This window comes from Alteromonas sp. 4NS20-0143, assembly GCF_057542855.1.
The window spans coordinates 194,233-207,150 of record NZ_BAAJLR010000001.1; the positions used below are offsets into that span (position 1 = coordinate 194,233).

Consider the following 12,918-nt stretch of genomic DNA (forward strand, 5'->3'; position numbering starts at 1 on the left):
CGCAAACCATGAGTGAAAAAAATACGGCTAGTACTGATAAGGCTCAATCAACCGTAATGAACACAGACAGAATAAACACAGACAGAATAGACCAAAAAGACAGTGCTGATACAGACGGCATAGCAGCAATGAAAATGAATAAAAATGCATTGTTTGAACAGCTATCTGGTATTGAGGCCATCGATAAATTTATAGCTTCTGAATTTACACCCACTTCGGTGCTTAGTGAGCAAGAAAATACAACGTGGCTGCATCTTCTGGTTTTGTTGTCGTTTATGCAGCGCCATGGGCACAGCTGTGTGATGCTTAGCGATGTAGCAGGCAAGACCTTGTTTAGTGAAGATGTTAGTGAAAATGCAAGTGTGAGTAATAGCACTCATAGCTCACCATCAAGTGACAACGGCCAAACCGATACGCAAAAGAAAGGGTACACGTTTGATGAACTTACACCGCTTATCGGTGTGGTGAAAAAAGCGTTAAGTGACGAACGCATTTCTCAGCTGTTTGTTTATAACAACGGTATGTTTTACAGCCGCAGATATTATGAGTTTGAACAAGAAGTAGCGCAGGGTGTCGTTGCTAGAACCGCCTTTACTCCCTTATCCGATGAGGCATATTTAAAGGTAAAAGCCTTGTGGCCCGCCATGTTTTTCAAAGCGCCATCAAGTGCGGCTTCAGAAGAGCCTAGCCAAGAACTGCCGCTTAGCAGCGAGCAAGACTGGCAGCAGGTAGCCGTTGCAAAAAGTATTGTACAAAAATTTAGCGTAATAAACGGTGGCCCAGGAACAGGAAAAACCTACACCGTGCTGCGTTTGTTGCTAGCTCTTCAAGCCTGCGAAGACAGCATTAACATAGTGCTAGCGGCGCCTACAGGTAAAGCACAGCAGCGTATGACGGAATCAATTAGCGACAGTATTGCTGGCTTGAGGGGAAAGATTGATGACGGTGTGTTAGACCGCGTTCCCACACAAGCAGTCACTATTCATCGGTTGTTAGGGCTAAGAGAACACACGGTATCAACTAAATACAACAGGCAAAATCAGCTTTCCCTTGATGTATTAATCGTGGATGAGGCCAGTATGGTAGACCTTGCCCTAATGACGCGAATAATGAGAGCGCTACCTGAGCATGCACGCCTGTATTTTATTGGCGATGCTGAGCAGCTGCCCGCTGTAGAGCTAGGGAACGTGTTAGAGCAATTGGTAGAAACGAATGACGACTTAGTTAATTTAGACGCCAAAATGCTTGGCGCAGTGCCCACTGCGCTGCGTCAGCATATCGCTACCCTATGCCCCCATTTACCTTTATTACCCGTAGATGAAGATGCTAAAACGTGGGTACACACGCTGCGAGCACCACAACGATTTAAAGGGCAAGTGGCGGCAGTGGCAACCGCTATCCAAAAAGGCGAACCGCAGGGGGCCTTGAGCGCGTTAAATAACGCGGTAAATAATGCAAATAACGCAGAATCAATGGCTGATATACCAGTACTGAACGATGGGGTTCATTTATGGCCAGAAGAATGGGTAAACGAGAAAATACTGCGCAAAATGGCCGTGCAAAGTTTTATGCCTATTTTTGATGCCACCAGTGCACACGATGCGCTGCGTCGACTAAACCAAGTAAGGTGGTTAACGCCGGTGCGCAAAGGCAACATGGGAGTTGAGCGTTTAAATTTATTGGTTTTTGATGCTATTAAACACAAAATTACACGGCGAGAAGGCAACTTCTATCAAGGCCAGCCCATCATGATAGTTAAAAATAATCACCCTCAGCGTCTATCCAATGGTGAGGTTGGTATTATTTGGCCAGACAGTAGTGGAAAGCTACTGGCGTGGTTTGAAGCTGAGAATGATGAACTAAGGCATATTTCCTTATCTCGCGTGCCACAGTTTGAAACCGTTTACGCAATGACCATCCATAAGTCGCAAGGTTCTGAGTTTTCTAACGTGGTGCTGCTGCTTCCAAAGCCAGAAACAGAAAAGGCTGCAGGGTTGTTTCACCGTGGCCTGGTATACACCGGGCTTACACGAGCTAAAAAGGGATGTTTGATAATTGCCAATAGTCCTACCTTTAGTGACATGGTATCGAGAGTAGACAAGCGATATTCCGGCCTGGCAAACGCCATTCGCGACGCCGCCATTGATGAAATGTAATTCTATAGCTCACACTGGCGTAAAGAAAAACGCGCCGTGTTCGTGAGCGTCTGATGCGTTTTTAGCAATGGGATAAAAGCGGGTGGTCATATTCACTCTTAAAATACCACTATCACAATGCATAAATTGAGACGGTAAAAAGGGTGGTGCGGCACTATTGTCCGCAGCTCCCTGTATACCTTCTTCAATACTCAAATAAGATAACCCGCCAACGTCAAGCCAACCGATAACACACCGAGGGCTAGCAACAAAGCTAGGATGCTCGATAATATCGCTATGAAAGGTGACGTTTGCGCCAAAAACAGGTTTTGTCTGTATGGCCAGGTTTGCCGTTGGCTTCAATGTCAGCTTGTATAGTCCATGCACCATAGGGATAATGGTGGTTTGAAAAGCGGTGGTGTTTTCTAACGTATGCATTCTCATTAACACGAAAAGGTGTAGATGATTGAAGTGTGGCTTATCACCAGAAAAGATGCGTTGATGTGGATCAACGCTACGCCTTGCTTTAGCGCAGATTAATCGGCCCTATGTAATAGACCAAACGTAATAGACCAAGCGTAATAAAACATAGCTTTCACGGTGACTCATTATCGACTTCACCGCGACGTTAACTATCATAAAAATATCAATAGGAACTCTGTGAGCGAACCCACTAAAAGCCAAACGAATGAGCGTGCTGAAACTACACAAGCCTATTTTCGGTTTTTGCGTTTAGATATCATGCAGGCTTATACACTAAAAAAAGAGATAACAGGGGCGTGGTTTTATAAAGACGACAGTACTGATTTTTTTATTGGTCTTGTGCCTCTAGAGGAGCGCTTTTTTGACGAGCTTAACGATTATGTTATACGTCAGCAGATTCGTTATGATGGGTGCGATCTATTGGTAAAAGCCAACTCTACAAGTGAGCCGCTTAGAGAAATTTCCATTCCCTACGCAGTTAATAAAATGCTCAAGTATATTGATTGCAAAATTACGGTTACGATTGAGTAGTGTAGTCGCCCTCGTTAGTCATTATAAAAAGATAGTTAAAGAGCCTTGTTTATGTCTAAACATCAGATAAACCCAAAAAAACTTCTGCGCAGTAAATGGACATCCACGTCGCCTAAAAACAAAGAAAAGCATTTTTTAGTGACTGACGTGACATTCGACGAAGAGGGTGTTGTTGTCTCTTGTGTTCTTGAATCGGTGATGTCAAAAACAGAATACCCGATAAATTGGCGAGATTTAAAAGACACGACAATGTGGCGCCAAGGCTGGAAATAGCAATCAACCAGGTAATCCGATAATGTATTCGATATGATAACCTAGACATAATGTTAGCGTTATTTCGATTTACCAATTTATATTAGTCATCGACTTACATTTAATCACTTCTATGACTCTACACTTCTTAAGGAATCTTTGCTTTTAAAATGATATTAACAAAAGACACAAACCCACAACGTAAGATAAACATCCCGCTATTTGCCATTACCGCTGGGTTTATCAGTGTATTTTGTTTGATGGCCTTAATTGATGTGAGCGCCCTTGCTGCTTGGGTAGACAGCAGCTTCGCATGGTCGGTAACGTATTTTGGTTTGTATTGGCAAGTACTTTTATTGGCGACATTTTTAATTAGCCTTGGTATGGCATGTTTGCCAGGCGCTAGAGCTGTAATGGGGAATATAGACAAACCAGAGTTCTCTAACTTCCAATGGGGCTCAATGATCATGTGTACGCTTCTCGCTGGCGGTGGCGTATTTTGGGCAGCTGGCGAGCCCATGGCACATTTCTTAAGTGTGCCGCCGGTATTTGGTGACGTTGAAGCAGGTACTGGCGAGGCGACGGTGTACGCCCTTGCGCAATCTTATCTTCACTGGGGTTTTTTAGCCTGGGCTATTTTAGGTAGCCTGACGGTGATAATGCTTATGTATTATCATTACGAGAAGGGCCTGCCATTAGCGCCCCGAACGTTGCTTTACCCTATTTTTAAGCGCCGCGCTATACAAGGCCCTATTGGTACTATCACCGACGCGGTATGTATTATTGCAGTTGTTGCAGGCACGGTGGGGCCTATAGGATTTCTGGGTTTACAGGTAAGTTACGGGCTCAATACGTTGTTTGGTATAGCCGACAATGCCACAACTCAAACGGCAGTTATAAGCGTGCTTACCATTGTATATGTTGCCTCGGCCATCACTGGGGTGACCAAAGGTATTCAGCTGCTTAGCCGATTGAATATGATCCTCGCAGTCTGCTTGCTGGCGTTTTTAATGGTGACCACCAGTGCAATGTTTGTCATTAGCCATTTCTTTGAGGCGTTAGGCACACACATTACGCACTTTTTCCAAATGGCGCTGTACCGCGGAAATGCGGGTATGTTTGGCGAGGCGGGTTGGTTAGGCTGGTGGACAGTATTCTTTTGGGGATGGTTTATTGGCTACGGGCCTATGATGGCAATTTTTATAGCTCGTATTAGCAAAGGCCGCTCTATTCGCGCTATTGTAATTATGCTGTCTATTATTGCGCCGCTTATCACCATGTTTTGGTTTACCATTGTTGGTGGAACAGGGCTGTCACTAGAGCTTGACGCCCCAGGGACTATTTCAGCTGCGTTTGAAGGCTTTAATTTACCAGCGGCGCTGCTTGCGGTTACTCAGGCTCTGCCCATGGGCGCTATTATTTCATTCTTGTTTCTATTGCTTACCATGACGTTTGTAGCCACAACGGGCGACTCCATGACGTACGTGTTATCAGTTTCTATGTCAGACTCTGACCAACCTGCAACGTTTGTGAGAGTGTTTTGGGGCATTGCAATGGGGCTTATGGCCGCCATACTCATTATGATTGGCTCTGGCGGTATAGATAAACTGCAAGCATTTATTGTGGTGAGTGCTGTGCCCGTGTCCTTAATTTTATTGCCGTCTTTATGGGATGCCCCGCGCATTGTAATTACAAAATGCAAAGCTAAGGCGAAAGATGATGGGTGAAGCTAGTAGGAATTCTCCGGTATGAATTCTTCGCTATAAAAGCACCGTTATAGCTCGACCTTATAGCTCCACGTTATGACTCCACGTTATAACAGCCCCCAGCATTGACAAAAAATAAACCCGTGAAAGGGAAAGTGCCTTTTCACGGGTTCGTTATTATTCACCTAAATGTCAAACCTGGTTCTAAAAGCGGCGTGTGCGCTAAGGTAATAAAACCAGTTCGTCAAATTTGTAGGTTTACTTTCTCAAGCTTACTTTTTCCAGCTTATTTTTCTATGGTAAACGTAAGGCCAGCATTGGCCTCTAATCTGCTAATTAAGCTATCGCCTAGCGCAGATGCAGGCGTGTAAAAACCGCCAGATAAACTTACGTCTTTGCAAAGACACAGCGCAGATTCTGCAATCATTTTACTGGTGGAGCCGTAGCCCGGGTCTTTGTCACCTTTTACTGATACTGCCAGCATATCGCCATTTGTCGCATTGCCAACAAACATGACGTCATAAAACCCATTTTCGCGCTCTTCTTTACTTGGTCCTTCGCCGGGCTTAGGGCCATCATCACTGGCTAACGACTTATCATTAGCCACATGTTTTGCCATGGCTTCACCTTTTTCACCAGGGCCGGTCATTAGCATTTCATCATATTTGAACGCTTTGCCGTAGGCATAGTTACTTAGGTAATTAGCACGATGCACGTTTTTAGTATTAATGGCAGCCATAATGAAAGGGGCAACCCATGTTCCTAATTGCTCATCAAAATAGGGTTTGTTGCCATCTGGCTGTTCTGTCGCTACGTTTGTATCCGCCAGTGAAAACGGATTAATCAATGCCGCCATTATCGACTTGTCTTTCTTCGCCGCTACCATTGTGGCTTTAAGGCTGGCTGCGGTACCGCCAGAAAACGTCCCCTGCATTTTACGCACGCGACCTTTAACATATTCAATGGCATCGCCGGTTTGTTTCTTTGCGTGTTGTTGCAGATAGTGCACACCTAAGTCGAAAGGCACAGAGTCGAAGCCGCACGAAAAGACGATATTGGCACCCGTCTCTTTGGCTTTGTCATTGTACTTATTGATCATCTGGTGCATCCAAGCAGGTTCACCACATAAATCGGTATACCCGGTGCCGTTGTCAACGCAAGCAGAAAGCAGTTTTTCACCGTAAATTTGATAAGGCCCTACGGTAGTCAGTACAACATGAGTTCGTTTTGTCAGTGTATCTAGCGCGCTGTCGTCATCGCCGTCAGCAACAATCATTTCAACAGCGTCACTGATACCTAGCTCTTGTTTTACATCGTTAAGCTTTTGCTCGTTACGGCCTGCTATTGCCCATTTAACGCTGCTGTCGTTGCCGTACTGCGATTGAAAGTATTCTGCAACTAATTTTCCTGTGAAGCCGGTGGCACCGAAAATTACCACATCTAAATCTCGTTCAATACTCATACTTGCATCCTGTTTTTAATTTACGTTTATATGCTTTTATTGTGTTAGCGAATTACGTGATAGCTAAGCTAAATATACCTATCTCGCGGGCTCGCTATTATTTTTTTGCATAATATTGGTGTATTCATGAAACCGTTAGCCTACTAATTCATTCACAAATTGAGATAGTCTTTTTAAGCCTTTTAGTAAATCACTCTCACTAGTGGCAAATGACAAACGAACGTAATTGTTGGCATTATGTTCACCAAAGTCGTTTCCTGGAGTAAGGGCAACATAGTATTTATCCAATAACGTGTCACAAAACTCGATGGCTGAAAGCCCGGTTTTTTGAATATTGATATACGCGTAAAAAGCGCCGTTAGGCTTTGCATCAACAGGCAGCCCCATTTTTTCCAATGCAGAAAATACCAGTGTGGCCCGTTTAATCAGTAATTGCCTATTTTTCTCACATTGGCTAAGAGCTTGCGGGGTAAAGCAAGCAAGCGCTGCTTTTTGAGAAAGGGTAGAAGGGCATATAAAGAGGTTTTGTGCTAAACGCTCAACAACGCTAGTCATTTCCTCAGGTACCACACACCAGCCTAAACGCCAGCCGGTCATGCCGAAGTATTTGGAAAAGCTATTAATCACAATAATATTATCGTGTAGAAGCGTGTTAGCGAGAACGGTTGTTGCCGCAGGCGCAGTTTCATCTCTTGCCGCAGCATCTTTTTGTACAGAAGCGTCTAACAGCAAATCTAAATAAATTTCATCGACAATTAAAAAACCATCATGCTGTTTACAGATTTTACCAATAGCCAACAGTTCAGCGGCATCAATCACTGTGCCCGTTGGGTTCGCTGGGGTTGCAATGAGTACGCCTCTCGTATTGGGCTTCCAGTGCTTTTCAACATCGTCAGCAGTAAGCTGAAAGTTATGTTCACTGGCAGTGGGAACCAGAGTGACATCCGCGCCAAAAGCGTTCAAAAAGCGACGATTACACGGGTAAGAAGGGTCGCCTAGAATCACATTGTCGCCAGGCTCTACCAGTGCAGCACTGGCTAACAAAAGCGCCGCACTTGCTCCGGCGGTAACCACAATGCGTGATGAGGGAATTTTCACATCGTGTTTTTGCTCGTAAAAGCCAGCTATAGCCTCGCGAAGTTCAGGTGTGCCCAGTGCCGATGTATAAGGGTAATCAGGTGAGTCTAACGAGTCTTTCATCGCTGTTATTACAGCGTCTGGGGCACCAAAGTCAGGCTCGCCTAGATTCAGGCGAATAACATCAAAACCGCTTTTAACAAGCGCCGATGCTTTTTCACCATAGGCCATGGCCAAGAACTCAGAGATACCAGTAGCGCGAGACGTAAACTTCAAAATAGCCAACCTCAATATTGATAGATAAAAAAACAATGTAAGCGGGTACACATTAGTAAATACTCACGATAACTATTCAAGTATTTTCTGTTGATGTATTTTTTACCGACGCAATCATAGGCAAATACAGTCACTTGGGGTAGGCTAACTGAAACAATTCATACTTTACTGTTTCGCATGTACGAAGAAGGAATTAACGAATGCAGCGTTCTACCTTGATTGGTAGGTACACACAGTACCTACGCGCTACCAGCCATTTCATCACCGTTTTGTTTGCCCTATTTATCACGTCATCTTCTCTTGCCTTAGCCGCAGTGCCAAGCATCAGTGAGTTTACTGATGGCATGACGAAGAAAAACGGCCTGATCCCCATGTATTATGATGACTCTGCCGACAAGGTGTTTTTGGCAGTACCAGCATCTGATGAGCAGTATCTATTTCAAAGTAGCCTTCCATATGGTGTGGGTTCAAACGATATTGGCCTGGATAGAGGCCAACTTGGTAGAACTCGATTAATTTCCTTTGAGCGTTTCGGCAATAAACTATTGCTAACACAGCACAACACTAAGTTTAGAGCCGGCCATGGCTCTGTTGCTGAAAAGCAAAGTATTGATGAAGCCTTTGCCGACTCGGTCATTGCAGGCTTTGCTATTGTGGCGAAAAGTGACGGCGCGAACCTGGTTGACTACACCGATTACTTACTAAGCGATGTTCATGGAATTGGTAACCGGTTGTCTGGCAGTAAGCAAGGCAGCTATAAAGTAGACAAAATGCGCAGTGGTGTTTACCTACCGCGTACGAAAGGATTTGAGAAAAACACTGAGCTTGAGGCCTTGGTAACGTTTAGCGGAAGCAAACCAGGTGGCTATGTACAACAAGTCACGCCTGACGCTGAAAGCTTAAGCGTGCACTTGCATCATTCCTTTGTTGCGTTGCCAGAGGCGGGCTATACACCCCGTGTATATCATCCGTACTCAGGCTACTGGAAATTTAATTATTATGATTATTCTACGGCGATTACTGAGTCGACAGAGCAGCGCTTTATTACTCGTCATCGGCTAGAGAAAAAGACGCCTCACGCTGCAATGAGCGAAGCGGTAGAGCCTATTGTTTATTATTTAGACCCAGGTATACCTGAGCCAGTAATGTCATCGCTTAAAGAAGGCGCTAGCTGGTGGAACCAAGCGTTTGAAGCTGCGGGTTTTAAAGACGCATTTCAGGTGAAAGTGTTGCCTGAGGGCGCTGATCCTATGGACGTGCGTTACAACGTTATCAACTGGGTTCACAGAGCAACGCGGGGGTGGTCTTACGGCTCTTCTGTTGTAGACCCAAGAACTGGGGAGATAATAAAAGGTCACGTTACGCTAGGTTCATTGCGCGTGCGCCAAGACTATTTAATCGCCCTTGGCCTCACCAGCCCGTTTTCTGATGGCAGTGTCAGCAATACAGCCGATACTAGCGCGCAGCAAGAAATGGCCCTAGACAGAATAAAGCAACTATCTGCCCATGAAGTTGGCCATACGCTGGGTATTGCGCACAACTTTGCGGCCAGCGAAAACAATAGAGCTTCGGTGATGGATTATCCGCACCCTCAAATTACATTAAAAGACGGGGTGATTAGCTTAGAAAATGCCTATGACAAAGGAATAGGTGACTGGGACAAGCATGCCGTCACCTATGGCTACGCTACATTTGCCAGTGAAGACGAAGAGAAGGAAGCTCTTGCGAAAGTTATCACTAAAGCAAGAAATGCCGGCCTTGCCTTTAAATCGGATTCAGATACCAGAAGTTCCAGACACGGCTCTGCAAACGGGCATATGTGGGAGAATGGTTCAGACCCATTAGACGCCTTTGATGACATTTCGAAGGTACGCGATGTTGCGCTTAACAACCTTGGAATGAATACGCTGGCGCCCAATGCCAGCCTTTCTTCACTAGAAGACAGCTTAGTGCCCATTTTCTTACTTCATCGCTATCAGCTTGAAGCTGTAGCAAAACAGGTAGGTGGTTTGCACTATGAATACGAGCGCAAGGGCGATTATGTTACTCCACAAGGCCAACAATTTGTGGCACCTGCGGTGCAGCAGCGTGCAATGCAGCAGTTGATTAAAGCGTCGACGGCCGACTACCTCAGCATGCCTGAAAGTGTGCTGTCGTTAATTCCCCCCACAGCCTACGGTGACGATATTACTCGTGAGCAATTTAAGGGTAAAATGGGATTAATGCTCGACCCTGCATCAGCTGCGGCCTCTGCGGCAAACTTCTCATTGTCGCTATTGTTACATCCAGAGCGCTTAAATCGCCTTCAGTGGCAAGTAACAAGCGCTAAAGATAGACGCAAAAAGGTTGACGTGAATCTTTTGATAAAACAAATTCTGAATGTTCATTGGTATAAGAATAAAGATACCAGCGCTATCACAAAGCGCCTTCAGTTAGTTGCGCTTAACGCCATTATGGAGGCTGTGACTAACGACAAACTGGCACCTGAAGTAAAACTTGCGGCCGATGAAGCTTTGTTAGAGTTTAACGAATGGTTAAAGGATGAAGCTGATGACGATAAGTACGAAATATTAAACGGATATTTTGACGCTTACTTTAGCAGTGGAACATGGCCTGCCGCATTTGACGTAATGCCATTACCACCGGGCTCGCCAATCTAGAAAGAGTGATGTAAAGGCTTTGGAGTAGGCTTATTTGGCCTATTAATTAGCCTGCAGATGCCACAGCACTCACCTTAGCATATGCCGTACTGTACGCCATAATGTACGCCTTTAAAGCCAGCTTTGATAAGTTGGCTTTTTGCGTTTTATGGTTTGAATTTTGTGAAAGTAAACAGTTGGTAACCCCTTGTTATTTTAAACCTTTTACTAAACAGGTTGTCAACTTGAAGGTCGGCGTGTGTGAGTAAATCTCTTGTTAAAAGTAAAGGGAGGCAGGGGGCATTTCATAGCCCTTGAGTGGTTTCGCGTTTTGTCTAAATAACAAACATGCGGCCATAAGAAGGCTATTTATATTATTAAGATAGTTTTGCTAATATTATACAAATTGAACTCGGAAACTACAGCCTCTCTACAAATCACTTGATACCTTTACAGAGATCTAACGTACCATTCATCATGTTAATAAACTCATAAGTTCCATAATAAAGATGATGAAGAAGACGTTGATAGCGCAACAACGCGTCGCTCGGCGGTGCCTCTCGACAGGCCCCGTTTCAGCGGCTTATGAACTTAAGGTGGATGCGGGAGAGGTGCGACGCGACGAGGCGCAAGTCGCTCTGGCGGCAAAATTAGATGCCCTACATGAGTCTCTTGCCTCGCTGCCACCAGTACCCGTGCGCACCAACTATTCGACAGAGAGCAGTTATGCAGGCAGTGGTCCATTGTTACTGGCGCGACCCCTGGCATCCGCCCAGTCCTTTCTTCAAAAGAAGTTCCATTTGTGGTCTTTTGGTCCACCACCGCGAGGCATTTACATTCATGGACCGGTCGGGGTTGGCAAAAGCTTTTTAATGGATCTCTTTTACGCGTCGGTTAATGTTTCTGATGATGATTCTTGCTGTAATGATGACAGCCACAGCCACGCAAAAATTACCAAACGCCGCGTCCACTTTCATGAATTCATGCTAGACGTCCATCATCGAATCTTTGTCTACAAAGAGAAGCACCCGCGAGATGATGCAATTCCCATCATTGCGCAACAATTGGCACAAGAAGCCCAACTCCTCTGTTTCGATGAATTTCAAGTGACAGACGTTGGCGATGCTATGATTTTGAAACGACTCTTTTTATTCTTATTGGATTGTAATGTCGTGGTGGTGGCCACCTCGAATCGCTCTCCCGATGCCCTGTATGAGAGAGGCATTAACCGATCCCTCTTTTTACCATTCATAGACATGTTAAAACAGACGTTCGACATTATTTCCATGGAGGATTCCCCCAAGGATTATCGACTCGAAACTAGAGCGGATGGTCAATCCTATTTTTGGTCAAACAAGGATGCTCATGGCGACAATAATGCTGATAACGACATACAGGCGCAGTTGGGAGAAATATTTGGTGGCACTGCATCCACAACTGAGGCCGAAGACATTCAGGTCCACTTCGGTCGCACCGTCCAGGTCGCCCGATTAAATGACCGGTGCGCATGGTTTGACTTTGCCGAGTTGTGCTACCAACCGCTCGGCGCGGCCGATTATATTTCCCTTTGCGACCGATTTCCGGTCATCATCATGGACCGCGTACCCCAACTTACCGCTAATCACCTCAATGAAGCGCGACGATTCGTGACCCTCATTGATGCGTGTTATGAATCTCGCACCCGCTTGGTGCTGGCGGCACAAGTCCCGCTCGACGAGTTGTTTGTCGATTTTGAAGCGCAAGTCGAAAGCAGAGATGGAGATGAAGAATTGTTTGTCAGTGAGAAGGGGGGAAACTCGAGTTCCTTTGCGACGACCATGATCCGCAATAAAGAGGGGGAACATGTGGAGTGGTCGGCAACGGGTCTAATTGGCGTGTCACTGGCACAATTATCGGCCGCCAATGATCTCGCCTTTTCATTTCGACGAGCCGCATCTCGGTTGGTAGAAATGGGTGGAAAGGAATGGGGACGGCAATAACGACTTACGTTAAGGTGCCCTACCAACTAAAAAGTGCCTTACATCAGTTACAGGGGCATCATCCTAATTTGCTAAAACTTAGGTTTCTTTCTCCTGAATCGCTATTACCACGAACGCTTTCAATTGACTCAGGTAATGTAAAAACTTCAACAACCCAATTGATTGCGCAATGCTATGTAAAATGTAAGACAAGTATTTATATCTATTTTTGTTCAAATAACGGGCTGAATATAGTTTTTACACAGCCCGCGCACGCAGCCGACGGATAGAGGGAGTTGAAGGGTTTAAACGGCAAAATGTAGAAATATAATTCTTTGTTCGTATGTCTGCTTCGTCGGACTTTTTGTCGTTTTTAAAATGTCGACTGACGACCTAAAG

The 12,918-nt window shown here is 45.2% G+C and carries 9 protein-coding genes; 6 read left to right on the forward strand and 3 right to left on the reverse strand.

Going from position 1 to position 12,918, the window contains the following annotated elements:
• Positions 1–8: 8 nt before the first annotated feature.
• A complete protein-coding gene (recD, locus tag AC27HD_RS00785) occupies positions 9–2,156 on the forward strand; it encodes an exodeoxyribonuclease V subunit alpha (protein WP_487103164.1) in 2,148 nt (715 codons plus the stop codon).
• A 9-nt stretch (positions 2,157–2,165) separates the two neighbouring features.
• On the opposite strand, the gene AC27HD_RS00790 is transcribed toward recD, so the two are convergent.
• The gene (locus AC27HD_RS00790) at positions 2,166–2,573 is read right to left on the reverse strand and encodes a hypothetical protein (protein ID WP_487103166.1); all 408 of its coding nucleotides are present in this window, start codon (positions 2,571–2,573) and stop codon (positions 2,166–2,168) included.
• 222 nt (positions 2,574–2,795) lie between these two features.
• Here AC27HD_RS00790 and AC27HD_RS00795 point away from each other — a divergent pair, with 222 nt between their 5' ends.
• From AC27HD_RS00795 to AC27HD_RS00805, 3 genes are all read left to right on the forward strand, one after another.
• Entirely contained in the window at positions 2,796–3,149 is a 354-nt protein-coding gene (locus tag AC27HD_RS00795; RefSeq protein ID WP_487103168.1) for a hypothetical protein, read from the forward strand.
• Between the two features lie 51 nt (positions 3,150–3,200).
• Positions 3,201–3,422: a TIGR02450 family Trp-rich protein gene (locus tag AC27HD_RS00800; protein ID WP_163106688.1), complete on the forward strand. Its 222-nt coding sequence runs from the start codon at positions 3,201–3,203 to the stop codon at positions 3,420–3,422.
• Positions 3,423–3,571: 149 nt separating this feature from the next.
• Positions 3,572–5,128: a BCCT family transporter gene (locus AC27HD_RS00805; protein WP_487103170.1), complete on the forward strand. Its 1,557-nt coding sequence runs from the start codon at positions 3,572–3,574 to the stop codon at positions 5,126–5,128.
• A gap of 265 nt (positions 5,129–5,393) precedes the next feature.
• Here the strand turns inward: AC27HD_RS00805 and AC27HD_RS00810 are convergent, their stop codons facing one another.
• Both AC27HD_RS00810 and AC27HD_RS00815 read right to left on the reverse strand, forming a co-directional pair.
• Entirely contained in the window at positions 5,394–6,569 is a 1,176-nt protein-coding gene (locus AC27HD_RS00810) for a saccharopine dehydrogenase family protein (RefSeq protein ID WP_487103172.1), read from the reverse strand.
• Positions 6,570–6,704: 135 nt separating this feature from the next.
• Complete coding sequence (locus AC27HD_RS00815; protein ID WP_487103174.1) at positions 6,705–7,922, reverse strand: aminotransferase class I/II-fold pyridoxal phosphate-dependent enzyme; 1,218 nt, start codon at positions 7,920–7,922, stop codon at positions 6,705–6,707.
• A gap of 200 nt (positions 7,923–8,122) precedes the next feature.
• Here AC27HD_RS00815 and AC27HD_RS00820 point away from each other — a divergent pair, with 200 nt between their 5' ends.
• Positions 8,123–10,582, forward strand: a complete 2,460-nt coding sequence (locus tag AC27HD_RS00820) for a zinc-dependent metalloprotease (protein ID WP_487103176.1) — start codon at positions 8,123–8,125, stop codon at positions 10,580–10,582.
• A gap of 488 nt (positions 10,583–11,070) precedes the next feature.
• Positions 11,071–12,540: a cell division protein ZapE gene (gene zapE / locus AC27HD_RS00825; RefSeq protein ID WP_487103178.1), complete on the forward strand. Its 1,470-nt coding sequence runs from the start codon at positions 11,071–11,073 to the stop codon at positions 12,538–12,540.
• Positions 12,541–12,918: the final 378 nt, after the last annotated feature.